This is a genomic window from Dellaglioa sp. CoH-57-MRSF-18 (genome assembly GCF_056781995.1).
In genome coordinates this window covers 286,129-311,949 of sequence record NZ_JBXAXX010000001.1, presented here as the reverse complement: position 1 = coordinate 311,949, position 25,821 = coordinate 286,129, and the positions used below count along the sequence as shown (strand labels likewise).

Sequence of the window (25,821 nt, the reverse complement as noted above, 5' to 3'; positions counted from 1 at the left end):
TATAAATGGACATTAAAACTTATGACGGCCCAGATTATGATGTAATTGTGGTTGGTGCTGGACATGCTGGTTCAGAAGCAGCACTCGCTGCTGCACGAATGGGTAATAAAACATTACTTATCACAATTAGTTTAGACATGGTTGCTTTTATGCCATGTAATCCTTCAATTGGTGGTCCAGCTAAAGGAATTGTTGTACGTGAAATTGATGCCTTAGGTGGCGAAATGGGTCGTAACATCGATAAAACTTATGTACAAATGCGTATGTTAAATACTGGTAAAGGTCCAGCTGTTAGAGCATTACGGGCACAAGCTGATAAACATCTTTATTCAAGTGAAATGAAACATACAATGGAAAAAGAAGAAAACCTAACGTTACGTCAAGGAACAGTCGATAGTTTAATTGTTGAAGATGGCGAATGTCATGGTGTTGTAACAAATACTGGGGCAAAATACCGTTCTAAAAGTGTTGTTTTAACAGTTGGAACGGCTGCTCGCGGTAAGATTATTATTGGCGAATTGAGTTATTCATCAGGTCCTAATAATTCACAACCTGCAATTAAATTATCTGAAAATCTTGAAGCTCTTGGATTTGATTTAGAACGTTTTAAAACTGGAACACCACCTCGTGTTGATGGGAATACAATTGATTACAGTGTGACTGATGAACAACCAGGGGATGTTGAACCTAACCACTTTAGTTTTGAAACACCTGATGAAGATTATATTGATGTTAAAAATCAATTATCTTGTTGGTTAACGTATACCAACTTGAAAACGCATGAGATTATTAATGCTAACCTTGATCGTGCACCTATGTTCTCAGGAATTATTAAAGGTGTGGGTCCACGTTACTGTCCATCTATTGAAGATAAAATTGTTCGTTTCTCTGATAAACCTCGTCATCAGCTCTTCTTAGAACCAGAAGGCCGTTCAACGGACGAATTTTACGTTCAGGGCCTTTCTACGTCAATGCCGGAAGAAGTCCAACAAGATATTATTCATTCAATTAAGGGCCTTGAAAACGCTGAATTAATGCGTCCGGGTTATGCGATTGAATATGATGTCGTGGCTCCTTATCAATTACGACCAACGCTTGAAACTAAATTAGTGAAGAATTTATATACCGCTGGTCAAACAAACGGGACTTCTGGATATGAAGAAGCTGCTGGACAAGGAATAATGGCAGGAATTAACGCTGGGTTACGTGCTTTAGGCCGCGAAGATTTTACGTTAAATCGAAGTGACGCTTATATCGGTGTTATGATTGATGATTTAGTAACAAAAGGGACAAACGAACCTTATCGTCTATTAACATCTCGTGCTGAATATCGCTTAATCTTACGTCATGATAACGCTGATTTACGTTTAACTGAAAAAGGATATGATATTGGTTTAATTTCTGAAAAGAGATTAGCTATTTTTAAAGCTAAAAAAGCTGAAATTGAAGCCGAAAAAGCTAGATTACAATCATTCCGTATTAAACCTACTGAAGATGTGAATGCATTCTTAGCAGAACATAATAGTGCCGCTTTGAAAGATGGCGTGTTGGCTAATGAATTTTTACGTCGCCCTGAGGTAACTTACGCAGACATTGAGAAGTTTATTCCAGGTCCTGACCATGAATTAGACCATAGAATTATTGAACAAGTAGAAATCCAATTTAAGTACGAAGGCTATATTAAAAAAGCACAAGAAAAAGTTGCGAAGTTAAAACGTATGGAAGCTAAAAAAATTCCAACAAATATTGATTACGATTCTATTGAAGGAATTGCGACGGAAGCGCGTCAAAAATTCATTAAGATTCAACCAGAAACATTAGCTCAAGCTAGTCGTATTAGTGGTGTGAATCCTGCTGATTTATCAATTCTTGCTGTTTATATTGAACAGGGTAAGATTGCTAAAGTTAATAATTAATAGTACAGAAATGCAGAAAAGGCACCAATCAAGTATACTTGATTGGTGCCTTTTTAACTTTTTATAATTAGGTTAAGCAATAAACTTAAAATCCAGCTGCAGAGATGATTGAAGCTATGTTGGCTGCTAAACTGACAGCAAATACTGACATAACAATCATGAAAACTAAAGCTAATAGAAGTTGTCCAATGACAACGCCGTAAAGTTTATCTATTTTAAGTGGATTTGTATCAATAATCATCGATAAAATGAAAGCAATACTCATGATAAGGGCCATTAAAGCATACATGAATACAGCAAGGCCTCTCATTCCAAGTAGCATGAAAAGCATACTAAGGACAGCTAATACAAGATTGATCATGAGGTAGTGTGTAAAGCGATTTGTAAATGAAAGTAAGGTATCACTCTTATCGCCTAAAACAACATTACGAACAAAAAATCCAATTAGTATGTAAAAGGCAAAAGCTAGTAGTGTTAAGAAAAATAATTTTGCGTAGACACTACTGTCAATTGTTGGCGCATAGGTACTTTGAGTGTTAAAGAGTCCTGAAAATAGACTTGAATTAACAGATTTAGCAACATTATCCATTATTAATTTTACAAAAATATCATTAAATATGGCGAATAAAATAATTGTCGTAAAGCCGAAATATTTATGACCATTTTCTAAAATTGTGGGATGTTTAATGGCATTTAAGAAATAAGACCAATAATTTGATGCGAATGTTTTAGCTTGTTCAATATTCTCATTTTGAGCTTTAGTATCTTGTTGTTGCGTGTATTGTTGTTGGAATTTTGTTGGTTCTTGTACGTTTTGTGATTGTGTTGCGGCCGTTTCTTGGGCTGGTTTAATGGAAAAGGCAAATCCACAGTTTGTACAAAATTTTACATTTTCTGGTTGTTGTGAACTACAGTTTGGGCATGTTTTCATGATTATTTCCTCCAAAGTTTAGTTGTCTTCAATTTTTTCACTAATTTTTTTAGCGGGTGTAATTGACTTGATTAAGAAGTCATCGTTATTAGAATAATTAACTTTAGCAGTATATCTAAATACTTGTGTTTTAGTTGAATAATTATCGTCACTATCAGTGAAATCGAACGTATAAGTAACATCATAAGCGACATCAAATTTATTTTTATCTGTCGGTGTTACTGATAATACTTTAGCGTCATAAGAGACACTACTGATTGCATCATCATCATGATAATTTTTAGCAATAGTCACCCATGCCTTGGCATCTGCATTGCTTGAGCCATTAACAAAGAAACTGCCTATTGAGCCATAACTATCATTTGAATCCTCATTAGAGTCATCACCATCGATAGTGTAGTCATCAATTTGGGTAAATAAATTGTCTATATAACTTTCTGCATCATCTAGAGTTAACATATTAGGAAAATTAATATTGAATAAATTGCTACTAGAACTATCTTGAAAGCCATTTTCATCTGTATTATTTAAAGTTACGTCGTTATCATCATCGCTACCTGAAATTTGGTATTCACTGGTAACGAGAGTGTTGTCTCCGACCTTTTCTTTAAGCTGCAATCGATTGTTTCCAGAAGAGGCAATAGGGCCAATTGTTGCAGAACCATCATCATCAGTTGTACCAACTTTTTTAGAATTAACATAGATATCAGCATTTGCGATACTTTTAATTCTAAAAGTAAGTGTACTTAAATCTAAATTGACGTTAGAAGTTGAACTAGTGAGCGTCTCAGTCGATTTATTATTTAGTTTAGTACCATCAATAGAGCCAGCTGCTTCTATTGTGTAGTTACCGGGAACTAGATTTGAGATTGTTTTACTGTAATTATCAGAGTCAGCTGTAGCAACTTTTTTATCATTCATCTTGATAACAGCCCCAGAGCTATTCGTTGATAAGTTAACGGAAACGGTTGAAAAGTCAGCCGTATATTTAGGGAATAATAACCAATGTTTACCATTTTCTTTTAAATGAAAATGTGTTGAAGTGCTTGCTCCATTGGTTAATTCGTTTTTAAAAGTTTTAAGAGAGTCTGTACTACCCCATGCATCTGATGCAGGTTTCATAGACTCATCAGTAATTTTTAATGCCGTATCCGATGTTGAAAAATAAGCTTCCATGTTTTTATCGGTTTTTAATGCATCTGTAATTCGTTCAATTTGATTTTCTTTTGAGTAATATTTTGTTCCAGCATAGTAGCCAACAACAATAATAAGAGCGATAATACCAATCAAAATTCTGATGAATTTTGTTTTACCTGAGATGGGTAATTTAGGATTTGCAGTTCGTGTTTGTGTAGGTGGCATTTGTTGTTGTGTTGGTTGAACCGGCGTAACAGGTTGCTGTGACGCAACTGAATTAACACGTAAATCAAAATTACAATTAGGACAGAAATTACCATCCTTAGGAACTTCACTTCCACAATTAGGACAGAATTTTTTTGTCGTACTCCCAGATAAATCATCTGAAGGCGCATAATAGATTTGTTCTTTTTTAATCATTGGATCTCCTTTTTAACTACCTTAATAATATGATTAACTTTGACTACTTAACTAAAAGTTACCAAATCTAGTGTATACATAGCGAGTTTTAGTTTATAAAATAATGGCTAACTCAATCGCATAAAATAGGATTTTAATCATTGGTACTTATGTATTTTTTTAGGTTGTTAGATGCAGAATTAGTAATACCCCCCGTGGCCTCCTTAGATTTAAATTACTAAATCAACGAATAAAGACAAACCTTAAACGAAACTTAAGTTATTTTATCAGCTTAAAAGGTTTTTGTATATATATATATATTAAAAAAAGATAAGCTATAATCTGTTTGATTGTTTTAAAAACCTTTACCATAAAGAGAACCTTTCTGATTAGGAGTTTAATATGCTTAAAAAAATAGGAATTTTAATTCGTGCTAAACGAAAATTATTGAATATGACCATTGAGCAACTGGCTGAAAAATCAAAATCTTCTGTTAGTTTAATTTCTTTGATAGAGCGAGGTAAGTTAGATAATATTAAAATAAAAAAATTATCAGATATTGCTGAAGCGCTGGATATGACGTTAGCTGACTTCTTTACTAATCAAAATTTAAAAGGTGTTGCAACGCTGGATTTGATTAATTATCTTGCTTCTTTACCCAAAGAAAAAAGAGAAGCGACAGCTGAATTATTGCTTAAAGTAATCCGTTTATAAATGATTATCATTAATGATTGACCATGCTATTTCTTCAATAGTGTGGTCAATTTTTTGTGCTTGATAGGCTGAGACTAAATCAATTTGTTTGGTAGGTAAATCTAAAGTTAAAATATCAAAATTGTGAAAATCAATCCTATGGTTACTAAAGTCATAAATTAAAAATTTTAAATCTTGTAATACCTTCAAATTATCGTGTATATCTATCCCATTCATAAATAAAATCTCCCTTACTAAAAAACTGTATAAAAAAAGCATTAGCTTTTATTAGCTAATGCTTAGATTACAACAAAAATAGTTAATTTATAAGACTGATATTAATAAAAATTAATTCTAACGATAGTACTGAGTTTTGTCAATATGACATAAATTAAAGGTTTATCCTTTTAAGTAGATTAATTAATTTAAGTAAGTATTGAAGTAATAATTATTTAAAAAGCTGTTGAAAAATAGACAGTAAAAGGAGCAACAAAATAACTATAAAATGACGATTTTTATGAAGCATTATGATAGCAATGAATTCACGCAAGAACGCATTAGGTAAAAAATACCATGGCGTTTTCCCGCCAATGCCTTGAGCATTTACACCAACCATTCGTGCAAATATTGCAGCACGAAAGATATGGTAGTTATTTGAACTGAATAAAATATGATCCCCTCTATGATCAAGATCAATTATTTTTTTTGAGAAACGCATATTTTCAAAAGTCGTTGTTGATTTGTCTTCTAGTAATGTAAATTCTTCTGGATAACCACTGTCGATGGCCCATTTTTGCATTGCCTGTGCTTCTGAAATAGACTCATCATTACCTTGCCCACCTGAAAAAATAATAATCGGGCGTTTACCGCCTAATAGTATTTGTTTGTCCGCAAAATTGGTAGCACGTTTGATTCTGTTGGCAAGTAGTTTACTAACTTTATAACCGTTGATTAAACCTGCACCTAGTACAATGATGTAGTCTTGATCATATTTTGGACGTCGTAAGCTATATAAAATACTAACAGACAAGAAATTTAAAAAAGCGAACATAAGATATAAGCCAGTCAACGAAGCAAAATTAAATGGTAATTGAAGATACCAAGGCCACGTACTGATTAAAGGTGTCACAAACCAGCGAATGATAAGAACAATAGCAAGTAGTAGTCCAAGCATGTTAGCTAATGAATAACTTTCACGTTTAAAGACTAGTCCAGTATTAATTAATAAAAATGGAATAGTTGCAATTGAAAGTAATATCAAACCTATAGCGCCAACAATGATAATAAAAACAGCGCTATTTTTCATAAAATTGATAGGGGAAGTAGCGAGTACACCTATTAAAGAAATGACAAATATATTGAACAGAAATCCATTAATTAATTGACGTGGTTCTTTGTGAAAGCTGATATACCAAATAGCTAACAATAAAATAGGTAGTAACAGTATTAGATAGTCCATATGAATTCCTCCGAAGTAATAGATAATAAACTAATTCTAGCATATTTTTGAATAAATAAGGTACTAATAAATTTATATTTAACCGTTTACATGGACGTTAACATATGATATATTATTCACATGAACAAAATATCATATGAATAATATATCATATAGAGGAGATGCTATAATGGTCACACTATTAGGTTCAACTGTACTCGCATTCATTTCAACAAATATCGATTATCTTTTAATTCTAATTATTATTTTTGCTAAGTATAAAAATAAACATGAAGAAAAATTAATATTTATAGGAGAGCTACTTGGTAGTGGGACGCTTATAGCAGTTAGTTTGATTGCTGCCTTTTGGTTAAAACTGATTCCTGAAGAATGGATCTTAGGATTTTTGGGACTTATTCCGATTATAATGGGTATAAAAATGTATTTTAGTGATGAAGATGAGGGTAATGAGGTCCGGGAGAAATTAGGAAAACCGGGTCAAGGCATAATTTTAAATGTAATTATGATTACTATTGCAACTTGTGGACCAGATAATCTTGCTATCTACGTCCCATTTTTCACGACATTATCTATTAGGGATGTACCTATTGTACTGATGCTATTTTTTATATTCTTATGTATCATTACATGGTTGAGTAAAATGATTACTAATTTACCTAAAATCCAAGAATTTTTTCAAAATTTTGGTAATTTAATCACTCTAATTGTTTATGTTTTCTTAGGTCTATATATATTATTAGAAAGTGGTACTATTCAGCACTTTATGTAGGAGGAAAATAATGCAACCGTACAATGAAATTCCAAAAAGTGAACTTGATGAATCAATTATGATAACTAAGCTATTGAATAATCGAATAAGATTACAATTAATCTATTTATTGGAACAACATGAATATAATGTAACTGAATTATCAAAGATACTTAATGTTGAACAAACAAACTTATCTCATCAATTAAGTTTATTAAAAACGCATCAAATAATTAGTCAGAGACGAGAAGGAAAGTTAATGTACTATCAAATTGACGATCCGCATATTATTGAAACTATGACAGCGCTGTTGCAACATGCAAAACACGTTGCAAATGGAAAACCTTATTAAATAGAAACGTAAGAAAAAGAGATTAACTTCAAATTGAAGTTAATCTCTTTTTTGATTTTTAAAATCTGTAGTGGTTACTATGGACCCTAACGGATTTGAACCGTCGACCTTCTACTTGCGGAGCAGACGCTCTCCCAACTGAGCTAAGGGCCCGAATAGCTTTATAATACACCAAATAGCCAAAATTAAAAGAAAAAGTTAGTTTTGCTTCTATGTATTTATGCCATTTTAAAATGTTTCACATGAAACATTTTAAAATGAGTAACGATTTTTAAAGATAAAAGGTTTCAAATATCACTTGTTAATAGTAGGGTAAAAAGCATTAAATACCAGTTTTTGATTAATGATGAATAAGCCGAAGAGTATAAGATTTTTGTTTTTAAATAGCAGACATAATCTTATGATGGCGTGATGTGAAGATATTTCCAAACATTAATAATTATTCGATTAATACTCTTTTAGAAGGAACAAATAATAAAATTCAGATTTCTAACGGACTTATTTCCAATCTTAGCAACTTTTATAGATTCCGAACCAGAATACTTTATATATTAAAATCCATAAAAAAAGGTCCCACTCACTTAGTGAGTGGGACCTTCATAATATTATTTATTAACAGTACCAGCAAATGAAGCAGGGTAATATGCTAATGCACCAATTTTAACATTTTGACCAGGTTCTGGAGCAGCGATATATTGGCCACCACCTAAGTAAATACCAACATGGTATGTAGAACCTTGAGCTCCCCAGAATAATAAATCTCCAGGTTGAGCAGCAGCAGTTGATTTCTTAGAAACATTTGATTCTTGTCCAATAGTATTACGGTTTAAGTTAATACCAACTTTTGCGAATACATATTGTGTGAATCCTGAACAATCAAAACCAGAAGGAGTTGATCCACCCCAAACATAAGGAGTACCTATGTATGCTTTAGCAACAGAGATAACTTTGCTTGCTGAGTAGCTTGCTGTTTGTGTTGTAGAGCTTGCAGCAGCAGTATTAGCTGTTGAAGTAGTATTAGAACTTGCAGCAGCAGTATTAGTTGTTGAAGTAGTATTAGAACTTGCAGCAGCAGTATTAGTTGTTGAAGTAGTATTAGAACTTGCAACAGCAGTGTTAGCTGTTGAAGCAGTATTAGAACTTGTAGCAGCCTTAGGTGTTGAAGTAGCATTAGAAGTTACAGCAGCTTTAGGTGTTGTTGTAGCTTTTGCAGGTGTAACAACTTTTTCAGCAGTTGTAGAAGCTACTTTAGCCATTGAACCTGTTAAGTTTAATGTTTGGCCAGGGTTAATCATTGAATTAGAAGATAAACCATTAGCATCACATAGTGCTGAGATAGTAATACCGTTTGATTGAGCGATTGACCATAATGAATCGCCGTTTTTAACAGTAACAGTCTTATTATTTGTAGTAGATGCTGCTTTAGGTGTAGCTGTTTCTACTTTAGGAGTTGCAGTAACTGATTTAGCAGCACTTACTTCTGCTTTAGGAGTTGTAGCAACTGGTTTAGCAGTACTTGTTTCTACTTTAACAGTTTTAGCTGGTGTTACTTTAGCGGGAGTAACAGTAGTACTTGCAGCTACCGCTTTTGAACCAGTTAATGTTAAATTTTGACCGGGTAAGATAAGTGCTGAGTTATCAGCAAATCCATTAGCCGAACGAAGTGCTGAGATTGAAATGCCATTTTCTTTAGCGATTGACCATAATGAATCACCATTTTTAACAGTAACGGATGTTTTATTTACTGAAGTATTAGTAGTAACGATAGTACTTGTTTTAGCTGAAGTACTTTTTTGTGTTGAGCTTGCTTTAGCGTTGCTATCCTTTTCAGGAATATTTAATGATTGACCACTTACAATAATATGAGAATTTGCGTCAATATTGTTTAAAGTTTCGATTGTTTTGATTGAAACGCCATACTTCTGAGAAAAAGCCCAAACAGTATCGTTTGTTTGAACTTTAACTGTTGCTGCATCAGCAGTTGCGTTAGATGCAAGAAGGAGGCCAGCGGTACCAACTGTACCGAGTAATAATGATTTAAGTGTGTTATTCAAGTTGAGTCACATCTACTTTCTTATTTTATTGGATTTATACTACAGTAACTATTGTAACCGGTTAGTGTTGCAATCAAATACAAAAACTATTACAACTTAGCATGATTTTGTAATATATACTAAGTAATGTTTATATATCAATGATAATGATGATTTATGTATTTAACTTATAATTTATTTAATTTAGTAAATCCCATGTGCAATAATGGTTTAGAACACTTTCAATATATTTTAAATTAAAATATATTGCCCCCCGATGTTACAAAGATATTACAGAAACCTTATGTTTCTATACTACTAGAACTAATTAAAACTATACCAGTCGTTTTACATGGTTGCAAATGAAATTTTAAGTTTTAATAGAAAGGGATTTCATTGTCTGGTATCATTTGAATTATTGGATATTGAAAGTCCTTAAATAGTTGGCGTATAATTAACTAAATAAGGGGATAAAAAATATAATGATTAGGTGGAAATATGAAAAGAATAGTTAAAGAAATAATGAGTTGGATTATACCGATTGCAATCGGTTTAATAATCGCGATGCTTTTAAAAACATTTGTTGTCACAATGGTACGTGTTGATGGGCCATCGATGCAACCTAACTTAGTTAATAATGAGCATGTTGCTGTTGTTAAAGTTATTGATATTAAGCGCTTTAGTACTGTTGTTTTTGATGCATACGGCGTAGATCCTGATGCAACTGAGGGTCAAGAGTATGTTAAACGTGTTATTGGAATGCCTGGTGATACAGTAGAATTTAAAAATGATCATGTCTATGTTAATGGTAAAGAAATTGAAGAACCTTATATTTCAACTTATCAAAAAACAGTAGGGACAAGGGTTCAGAACATAAATGCTAAAAACTGGACATTCAAGTCATTGGCTGTAGATAATCAATGGGCTAAAGATACTTCAGCTATCAGAGTACCTTCAGATAAATATTTTGTTCTAGGAGATCATCGTTCAGTATCTAATGATAGTCGTTACTGGGGGTTCGTTGATAAGTCGAAAATTCAAGGTGTTGTAAAAGTACCATTCTGGAATTTTAATAAGGCTGATCATAAATATATTTATTAATTGCATTAAAAATGCAGAAAAATAATTCGATTGAAGAGGAGATTTTATTATGACAAAAACACCAATTATTTTAGATTGTGATCCAGGACATGATGACGCATTAGCGTTAATGATGATTATTGCTTCACCAGAATTTGATTTACGTGCGGTGACAACATCCGCTGGAAATCAAACACCTGATAAAACATTTGATAACGCTTGTCGACTACTAACATTGATGGAACGGACAGATGTTCCAGTTGCTAGTGGAAATAAAAAACCTTTACTACAAGAATTAATGATTGCCGATGCCGTTCATGGAGATACTGGTGTTGATGGAACAGAGTTACCTAAATCTGAAATTCCAGCAACTAATTTAACAGCAATTGAGTTAATTGCAGAAACATTATCTAAAAGTGCTGAAAAAGTTACAATGGTTGTCACGGGCCCAATGACGAATATGGCACTATTTTTAGCTGTCTATCCTGAATTAAAAAATAAAATTGAAAAAATTGTCTTTATGGGTGGCTCAACGGATGTTGGAAATGTTAAACCTGGTTCAGAATTTAATATTGCCGTGGACCCAGAGTCAGCAAAAATGGTTTTAAATGACTCTATTCCAATGGTTATGGCTGGATTAAACTTAACTCATCAAGCACAAATTTTAGATTCTGAAATTGAAGAAATTGGTAAGATTAATAATAAAGTAGCGCAATCAGCCTACGGGTTATTGAAATTTTATGGTATTTACTATGGTCAAGAAAAATGGGGATTCGACGGTATTCCATTACATGACCCTTGTACAATTGCTTGGATGTTACATCCTGAATTATTCACAAGTGAAAAGTACCATGTTGATGTTGAGGTGAATGGTGATCTTACTAAAGGTGAGACAATCGTTGATAAATTTGATTTATTGGGATTAGAAAAAAATACAGAAGTCTTACTATCAATTGACCGTGCAAAATTTGTCGAATTATTAATTTCAAAACTTAAAAAATTTGATAAATTAGTAGGATAGAGAATCTTACAGTTGGCTTGTATTTCTGGCCTAAATACGTTAAAGTTAAACAGGACGTGAAACATCGTTTTGTTTCACAAATAACGGAGGGCCAGTCATATGAATCCAGAAGAATTTCGTCAAGCATTAGCTGAAAAAGACATTAATTTAACAGACAGACAAATGGCACAATTTGAAACATACTATGAATTTTTAGTAATGACAAATGAAAACCTTAATCTGACTGCTATTACAGAAAAATCAGACGTTTATTTGAAACATTTTTATGATTCTTTAACGCCTGCTTTTTATTCAAAAGAAATACAAAGCGAGCCCTTATCTATTTGTGACGTCGGCGCAGGTGCCGGCTTCCCTTCAATTCCACTGAAGATTGCTTTTCCGCAATTAACGGTGACTATTGTTGATTCGTTGAATAAACGTATCAACTTTTTAAATGAATTGGCGGACAAATTAGATATTACAGGGGTTGCTTTTTTTCATAATCGTGCTGAAGAATTTGCAGGTAAAAAAAGTTTATATAGAGAACAATATGATATCGTGACAGCTCGTGCTGTTGCAAGATTGAGCGTACTATCTGAATTGTGCTTACCTTTAGTTAAATTAAATGGTCAATTTATCGCTCTCAAAGCTCAAAAAATGGACGAAGAATTAGTCGATGCCGAATATGCTATCAAGCTTTTAGGTGGTCAAGTTGTGGCTAATCATGAATTTACTTTACCAATTTCAGATGACGAACGTCATCTATTAGTCGTTGATAAAGTCAAATTAAGTCCTAAAAAATACCCTAGAAAAGCGGGTGTACCTGGACGTACCCCACTTGTAAATAAGATATAGTCAGGAGGTCGTCGGAAAATGGCATTTTCATTTTTAGGAAATCGTAAAAATCAACAAGAACAAGAAGATGAAACGAATCAAACGAAGGTTAGTGACATTTCTGTTACGACTATTGTACCCAATCGCTTCCAACCTCGTCGTGTCTTTGATGATCAAAAAATTGATGAATTAGCACAAACCCTTAAAGAACACGGGTTATTGCAGCCTATTATTTTGCGAGAGTATGAGACTGGAAAATATGAGATTATTGCTGGGGAACGTCGTTTTCGGGCAGCATCTTCATTAGGATGGAAAAAAATTCCGGCAATTGTTCAGAAAATGGACGACGACCAAGCGGCTTCGATGGCACTAATTGAAAATTTACAACGTGAGGAACTAACAGCAATTGAAGAAGCAGAGGCCTACAGTAAACTAATGAGTTTAAACCACTTATCACAGTCAAAATTAGCTGAAGATATGGGTAAAAGCCAAGCATTTGTTGCTAATAAATTGCGTTTATTAAAATTAGAACATGACGTACAAACGTCCATTATGGCGCAACAGATATCCGAACGTCACGGAAGAGCAATGGTTAGTTTATCAGCTAGCAATCAAAAAAAATTATTAAAACGTATTTTAAAAGAGAAATTAACAGTGAAAGAAACCGAAAAGTTAATTTCAGCTAATAAAATTAAACCAGAATCAAAAGTGTCTGAAAAGAAAAACACGAAAAAAGGTAATCCTGATAAAAGATTAGTGATTAATACCCTAAAACAAGCGGTTCAAGTTATAGAAAATAACGGTGTAACGATTAAATCAAAACAAGAAAAAACTGATTCAGGGTATCGCGTTATTATTGATGTGATTGAATCAAAAAAGGAGGGTTAATCAAACATGGGAATTGTTATTTCATTAGCAAACCAAAAAGGTGGCGTTGGTAAAACAACAACGAGTGTGAATTTAGGCGCTTGTTTAGCCGAGCTAGGCAAGCGTGTTTTATTAATAGATACGGATGCTCAAGGAAATTCAACAAGTGGTGTTGGTATTGAAAAATCAACAATAAAAAAAGATATTTATGATGTTTTAGTTAATGAATTTCCAATTAAGGAGACAATTCTAGCTACTAGTCATAAAGGATTAGATATCGTTCCGGCAACCATTCAATTGGCTGGTGCTGAGATTGAATTAACACCGCAAATGGCTCGTGAAACAAGATTATTGGATGCCGTTAAAACAATTGAAGATCAGTATGATTATATTTTAATAGATTGCCCGCCATCACTTGGATTGATTACAATTAATGCCTTTACAGCTAGTAAATCAATTTTAATTCCTGTTCAAAGTGAATACTATGCTTTGGAAGGTTTAAGCCAATTGCTTAACACAATTCGTTTAGTTCAAAAGCATTTTAATCCAGATTTAGCCATTGAAGGCGTTTTAATGACAATGTATGATGCACGTACAAATTTAGGCGCAGAAGTTGTGTCTGAGGTGCAAAAATATTTTGCAGAAAAAGTCTACAAGACAATTATTCCGCGAAATGTCCGCTTGTCTGAAGCACCTAGCCATGGGATGGCAATTATTGATTACGATCCTAAGTCGAAGGGTGCTCAAGTCTATATGGAATTGGCAAAGGAAGTGTTAAAAGCGCATGGTAAATAATAAAAAAGGTCTTGGAAAAGGGATTAACGCGTTATTTCAGGATGAACTTGATCAATATGATGATACAAAAGAATCTGTTGTTCGTTTAAACTTAGCTGAAATTCGCCCTAATCCTTACCAACCTCGTAAAACATTTGATGAAGATGCCCTAAAAGAATTAGCTGCGTCTATCAAAAAATCAGGTGTCTTCCAACCAATTATTGTAAGAGAATCAGTCATTAAGGGTTATGAAATCATTGCAGGAGAACGTCGTTTCCGTGCGTCTAAATTAGCAGGACTAACAGATGTCCCTGCAATTATTAGAACGATGACAGAAGAAGCAATGATGGAAGTTGCTATTTTGGAAAATTTACAACGTGAAGAATTGTCTCCTTTAGAAGAGGCAGAAGCTTATAACATGTTGATGGAAAAATTAAACTTAACGCAGTCACAAGTTTCAGAGCGATTAGGCAAAAGTCGTCCTTATATTGCTAATTATTTGCGTTTATTAGGATTGCCCAACTCAGTTAAAGAATTACTCCAAGTTGATCAGTTATCGATGGGTCAAGCAAGAACATTGCTGTCACTTAAAGATAAACAAAAAATTGGGGCATTAGCTAAAAGAACAGTTAAAGAAAATCTAACTGTTCGTGAGTTGGAAAAAGTAATTGCCCAAATGAACGGCGAAATTAAAAAGAATACTAAAAAAGTGAACGAAGTTGAAAAATCAATTTATGTTCAACAAAGTGAGAACTTGTTAAAAGAAAAATTTGGAACACAAGTTTCTATCCAACAGAGCAAAAAAAATCATAAAGGTAAGATAGAAATTGACTACTTATCAACGGATGATTTGAACCGTATTTTGGACTTACTTGATATTTCACTAGACTAGGAGGTTAGTCAGTATGTATGACTTACATGATATTGTTGAAATGAAAAAACCACATCCTTGTGGGACTAACCGCTGGGAAATCGTGCGAATGGGAATGGATATTCGCATTAAGTGTTTAGGATGCGGGCACCTTATTCTATTACCTAGACGAGAATTTGAAAAAAAGATGAAAAAAATGTTAGAAAAAGCAACAACAGAAGATAATACAAAATAAATGAAAAGAGTGACGTCTAATTATGGCATTAACGGCAGGAATCGTAGGATTACCAAACGTAGGTAAATCAACTTTATTTAACGCAATTACAAAAGCAGGCGCGGAAATGGCTAATTACCCATTTGCGACAATCGATCCAAACGTTGGGATGGTTGAAGTTCCAGATAAACGATTAGCACGTATCGATGAAGTAGTCCCTGCTAAAAAAATTATTCATACAACTTTTGAATTTACGGATATTGCCGGTATTGTTAAAGGCGCAAGTAAAGGTGAAGGACTTGGTAATAAATTTTTAGAAAATATTCGTCAAGTTGATGCTATTGTGCACGTTGTTCGTGCATTTGACGATGATAATATCACACATGTTTCTGATAAAGTGGATCCAATGGACGATATTGAAACAATCAACTTAGAACTTGTTTTTGCAGATTTAGATAGTGTGACAAAACGTTATGCTAAAGTTGAAAAAGTGGCTAGAACAAAAGATAAAGATGCGTTGGCTGAATTCAGTATTTTACAAAAAATCAAACCAGTTCTTGAAGCTGGACATGCCGTTCGCTCAATTGAATTTGATGAAGAAGAAGAAAAATATGTTAAAGGTATGTTTTTATTAACGAACAAACCAGTTCTTTATGTCGCTAATATTGCTGAAGATGACATGGCTGACCCAGATGCTAATAAGTATGTAAAATTAATTGAAGCCTTTGCAAAAGAAGAAGGTTCAGAATGTTTAGCCGTTTCTGCTAAAACAGAAGAAGAAATTGCTGAACTAGATGATGAAGATAAACTTGATTTCCTTGAAGCTGCTGGTGTTGAAGAATCAGGACTTGATCGCTTAATCAGGGCATCTTATAAATTACTAGGTTTAGCAACTTTCTTTACTGCTGGTGGTGCCGAAACACGAGCATGGACCTTTAAACAAGGGATGAAAGCACCTCAAGTTGCCGGAATTATCCATTCAGATTTTGAACGTGGATTTATCCGTGCTGAAACAATGTCATTTGCTGATTTAGATAAAAATGGAAGCGTCGCAGCAGTTCGTGAAGCTGGTCGTTTACGTTCCGAAGGTAAAGAATATGTCGTACAAGATGGCGATATTATTGAGTTCAGATTTAACGTCTAAATAAAATAAGTCAGTAGGGGTTGTTAGTCATGTCAGAAGAAAACAAAGTCGAAGAAACATCAGTTGAAGAGAGAAATGCGACAGCTGCAGCAAAACAAAAAGAACATTTAGAAAAAGAAACGAAGTTACAGGATAAAGGACCCTTTGCGGGATTAACGAAGCGTAATGAAGATTATGTTTACCGTTTAAATAGTATTTTGAAAGATTCAAAAATTAATGATGAAAAACGAAATACGGTCATTGGTGAAATTGTTGCAGAACTTCGCACCGAACAGCATAAAGGTGTAACAGCAACTAAACTATATGGTCCTGTTAGTACAAAAGCAACTGATATCATTATGGGCCCACAGAAAAAAGCTGCAGAACCAACAAGTAGTTTTTGGTTAACAGCTTTAGATAATGGGTTGATGATGTTATTAATTTTTGCTGGTATGTACGGTGTTATGGGATTAATGAGTAAAACAAGTACGCAAGCAGAAGCTTCTGGTGCTGGTGGATTATTAACACTACTAATCACATCAATTTTGGGTGGTATTGGAGCAGCGCTCTTCTACAAAAAATATGGCCCAAACGTCAAAAAAGAAGACAAACCAGCTTTCTGGGTTACATTACTAGTATTTGTAGCCTTTCTTGCAGTATGGATTCTTGCCTACATGTTAGTGGCATTGATTCCAGGACCACTTAATGCATTGTTGCCAGCCCCTGTTTATCTTGTAATTGCATTAATCGCATTTGCAGTTAGAATTTACGTTAAACGTCGCTATAATATCAACCGAACAATGTTTTAAATTGATTGATATCTTGAAAAGAGTTCAGGTAAAATTTTTGAACTCTTTTTTGTTACAGTTAAAAACGATTATAGGTTAATAAGAATCGGACGATAACCTTGACCAATGTTGAGTTTATCTGGTATGTTAGTAAACAAAATAAAAGTAGAAAGCTGGTTTTAAAATGTCAAATTGGGAAACGAAGTTCGTTAAAAAAGGATTTACTTTTGATGACGTGTTGTTAATACCTGCAGAAAGTCATGTATTACCGAACGAGGTTGATATCAGTGTACAATTAGCTAAGAATATCAAATTAAATGTCCCAATTTTAAGTGCTAGCATGGATACTGTTACAGATTCTAAAATGGCGATTGCTATGGCTCGCCAAGGTGGCTTAGGTGTTATTCATAAAAATATGAGTATCGAACAACAAGCTGAAGAAGTCAGAAAAGTAAAACGTTCTGAAAGTGGCGTTATTATTGATCCTTTCTATTTAACACCGCAACATTCTGTTGCAGATGCTGAACAATTGATGAAACGTTACCGTATTAGTGGTGTTCCAATCGTTGAAACATTAGAAAATCGCTTATTGATTGGTATCATTACGAATCGTGATCTACGTTTTGTTTCTGATATGTCAGTCCTAATTGATAGTGTTATGACTAAAGAAGGATTAGTAACAGCTGCGGAAGGTACTTCGCTTAAAGAAGCTGAAAAAATACTCCAAAAAAATAAAATTGAAAAATTACCAATCATTGATAAAAATGGTCGTTTAACTGGTTTAATAACAATTAAAGATATCGAAAAAGTTGTTGAATTTCCTAACGCAGCTAAAGATGAACATGGCCGCTTACTTGCTGCTGCCGCTGTTGGTGTTACAAGTGATACATTTGAACGTGCTACAGCTTTACTAGATGCTGGTGTTGATGCTTTAGTTATCGATACTGCTCATGGTCATTCAGCCGGTGTTATCCGTAAAATTACTGAAATCAGAGCACAATTCCCAGAAGCAACTTTAATCGCAGGTAATGTCGCAACTGGCGAAGCAACTCGTGCCCTTTATGATGCTGGCGTTGATGTTGTTAAAGTTGGAATAGGACCTGGATCAATCTGTACAACACGGATTGTTGCTGGTGTTGGTGTTCCGCAATTAACAGCTATTTATGACGCTGCTGAAGTAGCTCGTGAATATGGTAAAACAATCATCGCTGATGGGGGTATTAAATACTCTGGTGATATCGTTAAAGCCCTTGCTGCCGGTGGTAACGCTGTGATGTTAGGTAGTATGTTAGCTGGAACTGATGAAGCTCCTGGTGAATTTGAAATTTATGAAGGTCGTCGTTTCAAAGTTTACCGAGGTATGGGAAGTTTAGCAGCTATGGAACAATCAAATGGTTCTTCTGATCGTTACTTCCAAAGTGGCGTAAATGAAGCTAATAAGTTAGTGCCAGAAGGTATTGAAGGTCGTGTATCATACAAGGGTAGTTTAGCTGATATTGTTTTCCAAATGGTTGGAGGCTTACATTCAGGTATGGGTTACGTTGGTGCTGGAACATTGAAGGCATTACAAGATGACGCACAATTTGTTCAAATTTCAGGTGCTGGTTTAATTGAATCACATCCACATGATGTTCAAATTACCAAAGAAGCACCTAATTACTCAGTTAAATAATAATTAAAAAGGCGTGATTTCTTTCAGATGAAAGAAGTTACGTCTTTTTTAATGGAGAGTTTTAAATTATAAATAAGACTCTAATGATTAATCATGATTTGATGCAAAATCATTGTATACAGTAAAAGGAATACGACATTAGTTAGAAATATTAATTTACTTAAAAATAAGTATCAATTGTGGAAGTATTTAAATTTATAGACTACACTACGAGTATAAATATTATAGGGGGTTACGAATATGTTAATTATTGATTACGTTCATGGGGAACAGCTACAAGCAACTTATAAAACGGCAGCAGCTTTTGTTGCGATGATGCAATTGGAAGTACCTGAGTTTGAAGATTATTATAAAATTACTAAAGTAACGGAATCTGGTAAAGAGATTGAGTTATCAGATAAAACAATGGGCGGTTTATTTAACTACTTATTAGAACGTGGATAATAAAAAATGGAAAGCTTTCGTTTTTTACGAAAGCTTTTTTTGTACTACTTAGATTAAGTAGATTTAACCAATTCTTTAAAGTTATCGTGTGTGATATTTGATACAATATACTATAAGTAAAGAAAAGTCAGGAGATATCCAATGAAAATTTTAGTTGTAGATGATGAAAAAGAAATCGTTGATTTAATCTCTATTTATTTAAAAAATGAAGGTTACGAAGCAATTACTGCTCAAAATGGACTTGAAGCGATTGAAAAATTAGAAGAAATGCCAGAAATCGGTGTAATGATTCTCGACGTTATGATGCCTAAAATGAACGGAATGGATGTCATTAAAGAGGTTCGTAAAACTTCAGAAATTCCAATATTAATGGTTTCTGCTAAAACAGAAGATATGGACAAAATTCGTGGACTGATTACAGGTGCTGATGATTATGTTGTTAAGCCATTTAACCCATTAGAAATTATGGCACGTGTTAAATCATTACTCCGTCGTAGCCAAAACTCGAATCCGGCACCTGATGTTGCACTTGAAATAGGACCGCTAATTATTAAAAAAGATTCTCATGAAGTTCAAACAGTTGAAGGTAGTGATATTCAATTAACTGCTTTAGAATTCGGTATTTTATATTTATTAGCCTCACATCCAAATCATGTGTACTCTGCGGATGATATTTTTGAACAAGTTTGGCAACAAGAATCAATTATTTCTGCCAAAACAGTAATGGTCCATGTGAGCCATTTACGTGATAAAATTGAAGCAGCAACAAACGGTGATGATATTATCAAAACCGTCTGGGGCGTTGGATACAAGATAGAAATGCATTAGTGAGGGGTTATTTTTGAAATTAACTGGTAGAGAAAAAAGTGAATTAATCGCGGAAGGATTCATCACGATTATTCTATTAATTTTACTGAATTTATCAATTTTTATTCTATTAAATCAGACGATTGCTTCAAACCCAGGACTTGAGAATGGTATTTTTCAAATTAAGACGGCATTAACTTTTGGGCCGAATGATTTCAATGTCTGGAGTTGGGGGAATGTTTTTGTTGCGTTCATGCTTATTGTGGACGTTGTCGTGCTCTATTGGCGACTAATTCGACGTTATCATCAAATGCAGTTACGTCATGTTATTTCAGAATTGCATTATATTGCGGACGGTCATTACGATCATCAAATTCCTTTTAAACTACAAGGTGATATGGCGCGGGTCGTTTCAAGTATTAATGCTTTGGTTCAAAGTACGATTGAATCAATGGAAGAAGAACGTCGAATTGAGAATTCAAAGGATGAGCTGATTACCAATGTTAGTCACGATATTCGAACACCATTGACATCAATTATCGGTTACTTAGGTTTAATAGAAGATAATCAATATAATTCGCAAGAAGATTTACTATCTTACACACATACAGCATTTGTGAAATCAAAGCAGATGAAGGTTTTAGTAGAAGATTTATTTGAATACACAAAAGTGCGACAGACGTCGACGCCAATTAATGCGATTAATTTTGATATGAATCAAATGTTAGAACAATTGGCAGCTAGTTTTGAACTTGAAGCTAAAAATAAAGAAATGACAATTAGTAGCAATACGAACCCTAACCCGTTAATGATGGAAGCTGATACTGAAAAATTAGGCCGTGTTTTTAATAATTTAATATCAAATGCCTTAAAATATGGGGCAGGCGGTAAACATATTTATTTAGAAGCAGAAAAAATTGGTCAGGAAGTTATCGTAAAAGTAACTAATGATGGCCCTAAAATACCTGAACAATCACTTAATCAATTATTTGATCGGTTTTACCGAGTGGAAGAATCTCGTTCACAAAAAACGGGCGGAACTGGATTAGGGCTTGCCATTGCTCAAAGTATTGTCACGCTCCACGGTGGGTACATATATGTTGTCTCAAATGAAGAGCTAACTAGTTTTGTTATTCATTTACCATTGGGTAAGAATATAAAATTAACTAGAAAGCAAGAAGAACAGTTGCAAGAATAGCTATTATTGGGTATTCTTAAATGAATAAGAGAAGTTAAGAGGGTAAAGAGAAAATGATATTTTTAAAACGTACAAAGAAATTCGTAATTGGGCTTATTTCAGGGGCAGCACTATTTACTGGGGTTTCAGCAATGGGACTTCAAGATGAGGTTAAATCTGTATCAGCTGCAACAACCAGTTCAAGCGCTATTAATTTAACAGCTAAAGCTGCTTTAGCAATTGATGCAGATACTGGACAAGTAATCTATGAAAAAAATGCTGATGCTGTTTTACCAATTGCATCAATGACAAAATTAATTTCGATTGATGTTATTTTAGATCAAATTAAAAGTGGTAAATTAACTTGGGATCAAAAAGTTAAGATTGATAACGATTCTTATAAAATTAGCCAGGATACATCATTATCAAACGTTCCGTTGAGTAAAACGAAATCATACACAGTTAAACAACTGTATGATGCTAGTTTAATTTACTCAGCAAATGGGGCTATTATGGCACTTGCTCATGAAGTATCGGGATCGCAAAAAGATTTCGTAACATTAATGCGTGCAAAGGTTAAGTCATGGGGAATTACAGATGCTAAGATTGATAACGTTTCTGGTTTAACTAATAGCGATATCAGTAAAGCTGATCGATACCCCGGTTCAGCCGCATCAGATGAAAATGAATTAACTGCCAAAGATATGGGAATTGTTGCTAAAAACTTACTTAAAAAGTACCCAGAAGTATTAAAAACAACAAGTATCAAACGTAAATATTTCGATAAAGGAACATCTGACCAAACACTAATGGAAAACTGGAACTGGATGTTACCTGGTTTAGCTAAGGCATATACAGAATTACCTGTTGATGGATTGAAGACAGGTACTTCTGACAAAGCTGGTGAATGTTTTACAGGAACTGTAAAAAAAGATGGTCATCGAATTATTACGGTCGTTTTAGGATCATCACACAAGAGTGAAACGGATGTAAGTCGTTTTACAGATACACAAAAAATAATGTCATATGTATTTGACATGTTCAACGTGGAAACAATCAAGGCTGGTACAATATTTAAAAACGCCGATAGTTTACCTGTATTTCATGGTAAAGAATTAACAACTAAAGTTATGCTTAAATCTAATCAAAAAGTTTGGTTGAAAAAAGGCGAAACAGTTAAGTCGATTATTTCAGCTAAAGTATCAGAAAATACTGATTTAGTTAAGAAAACAGGATTAGAAGCCCCAATTAAGGCTAATAGTGATATTGGAACGCTTAAATTAACTGGTAAAGATAATGCGTTATCTTATGTTGATGGCAAAAAATCACTTTCTGTTACAGGAACGAATAAAGATGCCATTGAAAAAGCTAACATTTTTGTTATTATGTGGCGTGCAATTACTAACTTCTTTGGAAATTTATTTTAAATCAATAAAATCATCTCTGATTTCTAGGGTGATTTTTTTGTCTATATGGGCAATTTAGTCGTGTAAGATTAAAAAAACATTAAAAAGAAAATAAAAATTTGTTGTTCGTGGACATTTGATGTATATTATAACGTATCGATAAAATTTTATAGTAGAAATAATTAATTTAGGGGGCACCAATTTTAATGAAAATGATTAAGAATGAATTTAAATTTGTTGGAAAGAATAGAATACTTCTAGTTTCAACAATTGTTATGATGCTTATTCCGATTCTGTATGCTGCTTTCTTCTTGAAATCAGTTTGGGATCCATATGGCAAAACAAGTGATTTACCAGTAGCAGTCGTTAATAACGATGAATCTGTTAAATATAATGGAACGACATTGGATGTTGGTGATCAACTTGTAAAAGAGTTGAAGAATAATGACCAATTGAAGTGGACATTCGTTTCTGCAAAACAAGCAAAACAAGGAATGAAAGACAACAAGTACTATACAACAATTACGTTGCCTAAAAACTTCTCTTCAAATGCTGCAACTTTAATGGATACAAATCCTAAAAAGATGAAAATCACGTACGATACTAATGCATCTCGTAACTACATTGGTGAAGTTATCAGTGAAACAGCAGCAAAACAATTAAATAGCCAAATTCGTGAATCAGTCACGAAAGCATATGCAACAGCTATTTTCGGCCAAGTTAAAACAATCGGTAAAGGCTTTAAGACAGCTGCAAGTGGTTCTAAAACATTGTCTGATGGTACAGTAACATTGAATGATGGCTTAAATAGCTACATTACTGGTGTAGGAACTGTTAATAATGGTGTTCAAACACTTTCAACTAGTGTTGTTCCATTAAAAAATGGTGTTCAAAAATTAGCAACAGGCGCTGGTTCTTTAAGTGCTGGATTATCAAAACTTAATAATAGTACAGGTACATTAGCTTCAGGTGTATCGAAACTAGATACTGGCTCAACAACATTAGCAAGTGGTGTAAAAGGTTATACTAATGGAGTTACTGAATTAAATAGTGGTTTGAGTCAATTAAGTTCAAATTCTCAAGCATTAAATGATGGAATAATTACCTTAAGAGGTGGTATTACAACAGTTCAAGCGGGTAACCAATCGTTAACTAAAAGCTTGAAGGAGTCTGCTGCAACTTTAGATACACAATTAAATAGTCCAGATTCACAAGCTGAAATGGCAAAATTAATGGCTGGATTTACAGCATTAGATTCAGGAATTTCTAAGTTGAATTCTGAATTAAATGGCACAAATGCGCCTAATATTGATGCTAAAAAATTAACAGCCGATTTAACTCAAATTGGAGCTAATACTAAACTTGTTGCCGCTAAAGCAACAGATGCTGGTTCACAATTGAGTGAATTAAATAATAGTCTTTATAGTACAACTAACGCATCCAGTGTTGCTGCACAACTTAAGGATGCGCAAAGTAATATGGGTGCTTTAGTTACCTTTGTAAAATCACCTGATTTTGCAGCTTTAGAGAAATCTAATCCAACGTTAGCAAAAAGTATTGCTGCTTCTGTTAATGGATTAGGAAGTAATCTTCAAACTGCTGGCACAAGTTTAGCAGCATCAGGTAATAATACAACAAAAATTAAAACAGATTTATCTGATATGACAACACCGTTGACTGATAACGGTGACAAATTAAAATCGATTCAAAAAGAATTAGCAGCTATTCAAGAATTACTACCTAAATTACAAGCATTAAAGGCGGGTGTTGCCGAGTTATCTGCTCAAGAACCACAAGTAACAGCAGGTGCTAAGAAAGCCATTGATAAACTAATGGCTGGATTAAATACTGTTAAAACTGGTTTAACGCAGACAGGTTCTGGCACAAAGGAAAGTCCTTATGGTGCTATCCAAGCAACAGACTTACTAAATGCTGGATTAGGTCAAATTATGGCTGGGTTAAATGGTACAGATAAAACTCCTGGCTTAATTCCAAGTGTACAAAAATACACTGCAGGTGTATTAAGTGCTAATAATGGTTCTAAAACATTAATTGGAAACAACAGTGCCTTAGTATCAGGCTCGAGTCAATTAAGTACTGGATTATCAACATTGAATGGATCAGTACCAACATTGACATCAGGAGTTAGTCAATTAGCTACTGGCTCAGGTACATTATCAAATGGTTTAGTAAGCTTGAATGAACAAGTACCAACACTTGTTGCTGGAGTTGATAAATTAGCTGCAGGGACTCAAAAATTAGATGATAACTCAGCTAAATTAGGTGATGGTTCTAAATCACTTAAAAAAGGGTCAAAAACATTAGCTACTGCTCTTAAAACAGGATCAGATACAGTTAATGGAATTAAAGCAACTAACAAGACAGCTAATATGTTTGCAGCACCTTCAGAATTGGAACATAAGAATTACAGTTATGTTCCTAACTATGGACATGCTTTAGCACCATATGTTCTTTCACTTGCATTATACGTTGGGGCAATCGTCTTTAACTTTGCATTCCCAATCCGTAAAATTTCAACTGAAGGTCAATCAGCAACAGCTTGGTTCTGGAGTAAAGTTGCTATTGGAACTGTCGTTGCCCTTGGTATGGCACTTGTTGAAGTTACAGGGATGCTTATGTTTGGATTACAAGCAGACCATATTGCTGAAACTTACTTAATTGCAACAGTATTCTCGTTAACATCGATGTATCTTGTTATGGCACTTGCTATGGCATTTGATAATCCTGGTCGATTCGTGGCCATGGTTCTCTTGATGTTACAATTAGGTGGCGCTGGTGGTACGTTCCCAATGGAAGTTACGAATAGCTTTTTTAATGCCATCCATCCATTCTTACCAATGACATACTCAACCTTAGGGTTCCGTGAGTCATTAACTTCTGGAATGGTTAGTGGACAAATTGGCATGAGCGTATTTGTTCTTGCAATCTTCGCTATCGTTTCATTAGTTCTATTATGGGTTGCTATGCAAATTCTTCAAAGAGTTGGACTTGCTGGTAAATCACAATTAGATGATAATCAAAAATTACAAGATTTAGAAAAATAGATTATTAAATAGAGTTACGCAAAATTAATTT

At 33.9% G+C, this 25,821-nt stretch carries 24 protein-coding genes and 1 tRNA gene; 19 read left to right on the top strand and 6 right to left on the bottom strand.

The features are described 5' to 3' along the window. Positions 1–5: 5 nt before the first annotated feature. Positions 6–1,916, top strand: a complete 1,911-nt coding sequence (gene mnmG, locus AC1RPG_RS01420) for a tRNA uridine-5-carboxymethylaminomethyl(34) synthesis enzyme MnmG (RefSeq protein ID WP_481761078.1) — start codon at positions 6–8, stop codon at positions 1,914–1,916. An 85-nt stretch (positions 1,917–2,001) separates the two neighbouring features. Here the strand turns inward: mnmG and AC1RPG_RS01415 are convergent, their stop codons facing one another. Further along, positions 2,002–2,847, bottom strand: a complete 846-nt coding sequence (locus tag AC1RPG_RS01415; RefSeq protein ID WP_481761077.1) for a DUF6574 domain-containing protein — start codon at positions 2,845–2,847, stop codon at positions 2,002–2,004. Between the two features lie 18 nt (positions 2,848–2,865). Then, entirely contained in the window at positions 2,866–4,404 is a 1,539-nt protein-coding gene (locus AC1RPG_RS01410; protein ID WP_481761076.1) for a zinc ribbon domain-containing protein, read from the bottom strand. Positions 4,405–4,785: 381 nt separating this feature from the next. On the opposite strand from AC1RPG_RS01410, the gene AC1RPG_RS01405 reads away from it, so the two are divergent. Then, positions 4,786–5,097 (top strand): helix-turn-helix domain-containing protein, encoded by a 312-nt coding sequence (locus AC1RPG_RS01405; RefSeq protein ID WP_481761075.1) that lies wholly within the window; start codon positions 4,786–4,788, stop codon positions 5,095–5,097. Here the strand turns inward: AC1RPG_RS01405 and AC1RPG_RS01400 are convergent. Both AC1RPG_RS01400 and AC1RPG_RS01395 read right to left on the bottom strand, forming a co-directional pair. After that, positions 5,092–5,313, bottom strand: a complete 222-nt coding sequence (locus AC1RPG_RS01400) for a hypothetical protein (RefSeq protein WP_409021835.1) — start codon at positions 5,311–5,313, stop codon at positions 5,092–5,094. The two genes, AC1RPG_RS01405 and AC1RPG_RS01400, sit on opposite strands and share 6 nt — an antisense overlap. 211 nt (positions 5,314–5,524) lie before the next feature. After that, positions 5,525–6,535, bottom strand: a complete 1,011-nt coding sequence (locus AC1RPG_RS01395) for a YdcF family protein (protein WP_481761074.1) — start codon at positions 6,533–6,535, stop codon at positions 5,525–5,527. A 169-nt stretch (positions 6,536–6,704) separates the two neighbouring features. Here AC1RPG_RS01395 and AC1RPG_RS01390 point away from each other — a divergent pair, with 169 nt between their 5' ends. Next, positions 6,705–7,304 (top strand): cadmium resistance transporter, encoded by a 600-nt coding sequence (locus AC1RPG_RS01390; protein ID WP_481761073.1) that lies wholly within the window; start codon positions 6,705–6,707, stop codon positions 7,302–7,304. A 10-nt stretch (positions 7,305–7,314) separates the two neighbouring features. After that, the gene (locus AC1RPG_RS01385; protein ID WP_481761072.1) at positions 7,315–7,635 is read left to right on the top strand and encodes an ArsR/SmtB family transcription factor; all 321 of its coding nucleotides are present in this window, start codon (positions 7,315–7,317) and stop codon (positions 7,633–7,635) included. A gap of 80 nt (positions 7,636–7,715) precedes the next feature. On the opposite strand, the gene AC1RPG_RS01380 is transcribed toward AC1RPG_RS01385, so the two are convergent. Then, positions 7,716–7,788, bottom strand: a tRNA-Ala gene (locus tag AC1RPG_RS01380). 452 nt (positions 7,789–8,240) lie between these two features. Further along, complete coding sequence (locus AC1RPG_RS01375) at positions 8,241–9,689, bottom strand: C40 family peptidase (protein WP_481761071.1); 1,449 nt, start codon at positions 9,687–9,689, stop codon at positions 8,241–8,243. 477 nt (positions 9,690–10,166) lie between these two features. On the opposite strand from AC1RPG_RS01375, the gene lepB reads away from it, so the two are divergent. From lepB to AC1RPG_RS01300, 15 genes are all read left to right on the top strand, one after another. Further along, positions 10,167–10,769, top strand: coding sequence for a signal peptidase I (gene lepB / locus AC1RPG_RS01370; RefSeq protein ID WP_481761070.1), 603 nt, complete (start codon positions 10,167–10,169; stop codon positions 10,767–10,769). A 49-nt stretch (positions 10,770–10,818) separates the two neighbouring features. After that, positions 10,819–11,769 carry a pyrimidine-specific ribonucleoside hydrolase RihA gene (rihA, locus tag AC1RPG_RS01365; RefSeq protein WP_481761069.1) on the top strand — a complete coding sequence of 317 codons (951 nt, stop codon included), beginning with the start codon at positions 10,819–10,821 and terminating at the stop codon, positions 11,767–11,769. Positions 11,770–11,868: 99 nt separating this feature from the next. Further along, positions 11,869–12,603 carry a 16S rRNA (guanine(527)-N(7))-methyltransferase RsmG gene (gene rsmG, locus AC1RPG_RS01360; protein WP_481761068.1) on the top strand — a complete coding sequence of 245 codons (735 nt, stop codon included), beginning with the start codon at positions 11,869–11,871 and terminating at the stop codon, positions 12,601–12,603. An 18-nt stretch (positions 12,604–12,621) separates the two neighbouring features. Continuing rightward, positions 12,622–13,470 carry a nucleoid occlusion protein gene (gene noc / locus AC1RPG_RS01355; RefSeq protein ID WP_481761067.1) on the top strand — a complete coding sequence of 283 codons (849 nt, stop codon included), beginning with the start codon at positions 12,622–12,624 and terminating at the stop codon, positions 13,468–13,470. A gap of 6 nt (positions 13,471–13,476) precedes the next feature. Beyond that, the gene (locus AC1RPG_RS01350) at positions 13,477–14,244 is read left to right on the top strand and encodes a ParA family protein (RefSeq protein ID WP_409021824.1); all 768 of its coding nucleotides are present in this window, start codon (positions 13,477–13,479) and stop codon (positions 14,242–14,244) included. Further along, the gene (locus tag AC1RPG_RS01345) at positions 14,234–15,115 is read left to right on the top strand and encodes a ParB/RepB/Spo0J family partition protein (protein WP_409021823.1); all 882 of its coding nucleotides are present in this window, start codon (positions 14,234–14,236) and stop codon (positions 15,113–15,115) included. Before AC1RPG_RS01350 ends, AC1RPG_RS01345 begins: the two co-directional genes overlap by 11 nt. A gap of 13 nt (positions 15,116–15,128) precedes the next feature. Further along, positions 15,129–15,329 (top strand): DUF951 domain-containing protein, encoded by a 201-nt coding sequence (locus AC1RPG_RS01340; protein ID WP_409021822.1) that lies wholly within the window; start codon positions 15,129–15,131, stop codon positions 15,327–15,329. Positions 15,330–15,351: 22 nt separating this feature from the next. Further along, complete coding sequence (ychF, locus tag AC1RPG_RS01335; RefSeq protein WP_481761066.1) at positions 15,352–16,452, top strand: redox-regulated ATPase YchF; 1,101 nt, start codon at positions 15,352–15,354, stop codon at positions 16,450–16,452. A gap of 29 nt (positions 16,453–16,481) precedes the next feature. Next, entirely contained in the window at positions 16,482–17,240 is a 759-nt protein-coding gene (locus tag AC1RPG_RS01330) for a DUF1129 family protein (protein WP_481761065.1), read from the top strand. Positions 17,241–17,403: 163 nt separating this feature from the next. Continuing rightward, on the top strand, positions 17,404–18,891 hold the full coding sequence (gene guaB, locus AC1RPG_RS01325) for an IMP dehydrogenase (RefSeq protein ID WP_481761064.1): 1,488 nt from the start codon (positions 17,404–17,406) through the stop codon (positions 18,889–18,891). Positions 18,892–19,131: 240 nt separating this feature from the next. Next, the gene (locus tag AC1RPG_RS01320; RefSeq protein WP_481761063.1) at positions 19,132–19,335 is read left to right on the top strand and encodes a hypothetical protein; all 204 of its coding nucleotides are present in this window, start codon (positions 19,132–19,134) and stop codon (positions 19,333–19,335) included. Positions 19,336–19,476: 141 nt separating this feature from the next. Beyond that, the gene (locus AC1RPG_RS01315; RefSeq protein ID WP_409021818.1) at positions 19,477–20,163 is read left to right on the top strand and encodes a response regulator transcription factor; all 687 of its coding nucleotides are present in this window, start codon (positions 19,477–19,479) and stop codon (positions 20,161–20,163) included. Between the two features lie 13 nt (positions 20,164–20,176). Continuing rightward, positions 20,177–21,340 carry a sensor histidine kinase gene (locus tag AC1RPG_RS01310; RefSeq protein WP_481761062.1) on the top strand — a complete coding sequence of 388 codons (1,164 nt, stop codon included), beginning with the start codon at positions 20,177–20,179 and terminating at the stop codon, positions 21,338–21,340. Between the two features lie 53 nt (positions 21,341–21,393). Further along, complete coding sequence (locus AC1RPG_RS01305; protein WP_481761061.1) at positions 21,394–22,746, top strand: serine hydrolase; 1,353 nt, start codon at positions 21,394–21,396, stop codon at positions 22,744–22,746. A gap of 185 nt (positions 22,747–22,931) precedes the next feature. After that, entirely contained in the window at positions 22,932–25,790 is a 2,859-nt protein-coding gene (locus AC1RPG_RS01300; protein WP_481761060.1) for a YhgE/Pip family protein, read from the top strand. Positions 25,791–25,821: the final 31 nt, after the last annotated feature.

Excerpts from the sequence above, each read along its gene's own strand:
- mnmG (WP_481761078.1), top strand. The coding sequence starts at position 6 with ATGGACATTAAAACTTATGACGGCCCAGATTATGATGTAATTGTGGTT.
- AC1RPG_RS01415 (WP_481761077.1), bottom strand. The coding sequence starts at position 2,847 with ATGAAAACATGCCCAAACTGTAGTTCACAACAACCAGAAAATGTAAAA.
- AC1RPG_RS01410 (WP_481761076.1), bottom strand. The coding sequence starts at position 4,404 with ATGATTAAAAAAGAACAAATCTATTATGCGCCTTCAGATGATTTATCT.
- AC1RPG_RS01405 (WP_481761075.1), top strand. The coding sequence starts at position 4,786 with ATGCTTAAAAAAATAGGAATTTTAATTCGTGCTAAACGAAAATTATTG.
- AC1RPG_RS01400 (WP_409021835.1), bottom strand. The coding sequence starts at position 5,313 with ATGAATGGGATAGATATACACGATAATTTGAAGGTATTACAAGATTTA.
- AC1RPG_RS01395 (WP_481761074.1), bottom strand. The coding sequence starts at position 6,535 with ATGGACTATCTAATACTGTTACTACCTATTTTATTGTTAGCTATTTGG.
- AC1RPG_RS01390 (WP_481761073.1), top strand. The coding sequence starts at position 6,705 with ATGGTCACACTATTAGGTTCAACTGTACTCGCATTCATTTCAACAAAT.
- AC1RPG_RS01385 (WP_481761072.1), top strand. The coding sequence starts at position 7,315 with ATGCAACCGTACAATGAAATTCCAAAAAGTGAACTTGATGAATCAATT.
- lepB (WP_481761070.1), top strand. The coding sequence starts at position 10,167 with ATGAAAAGAATAGTTAAAGAAATAATGAGTTGGATTATACCGATTGCA.
- rihA (WP_481761069.1), top strand. The coding sequence starts at position 10,819 with ATGACAAAAACACCAATTATTTTAGATTGTGATCCAGGACATGATGAC.
- rsmG (WP_481761068.1), top strand. The coding sequence starts at position 11,869 with ATGAATCCAGAAGAATTTCGTCAAGCATTAGCTGAAAAAGACATTAAT.
- noc (WP_481761067.1), top strand. The coding sequence starts at position 12,622 with ATGGCATTTTCATTTTTAGGAAATCGTAAAAATCAACAAGAACAAGAA.
- AC1RPG_RS01350 (WP_409021824.1), top strand. The coding sequence starts at position 13,477 with ATGGGAATTGTTATTTCATTAGCAAACCAAAAAGGTGGCGTTGGTAAA.
- AC1RPG_RS01345 (WP_409021823.1), top strand. The coding sequence starts at position 14,234 with ATGGTAAATAATAAAAAAGGTCTTGGAAAAGGGATTAACGCGTTATTT.
- AC1RPG_RS01340 (WP_409021822.1), top strand. The coding sequence starts at position 15,129 with ATGTATGACTTACATGATATTGTTGAAATGAAAAAACCACATCCTTGT.
- ychF (WP_481761066.1), top strand. The coding sequence starts at position 15,352 with ATGGCATTAACGGCAGGAATCGTAGGATTACCAAACGTAGGTAAATCA.
- AC1RPG_RS01330 (WP_481761065.1), top strand. The coding sequence starts at position 16,482 with ATGTCAGAAGAAAACAAAGTCGAAGAAACATCAGTTGAAGAGAGAAAT.
- guaB (WP_481761064.1), top strand. The coding sequence starts at position 17,404 with ATGTCAAATTGGGAAACGAAGTTCGTTAAAAAAGGATTTACTTTTGAT.
- AC1RPG_RS01320 (WP_481761063.1), top strand. The coding sequence starts at position 19,132 with ATGTTAATTATTGATTACGTTCATGGGGAACAGCTACAAGCAACTTAT.
- AC1RPG_RS01315 (WP_409021818.1), top strand. The coding sequence starts at position 19,477 with ATGAAAATTTTAGTTGTAGATGATGAAAAAGAAATCGTTGATTTAATC.
- AC1RPG_RS01305 (WP_481761061.1), top strand. The coding sequence starts at position 21,394 with ATGATATTTTTAAAACGTACAAAGAAATTCGTAATTGGGCTTATTTCA.
- AC1RPG_RS01300 (WP_481761060.1), top strand. The coding sequence starts at position 22,932 with ATGAAAATGATTAAGAATGAATTTAAATTTGTTGGAAAGAATAGAATA.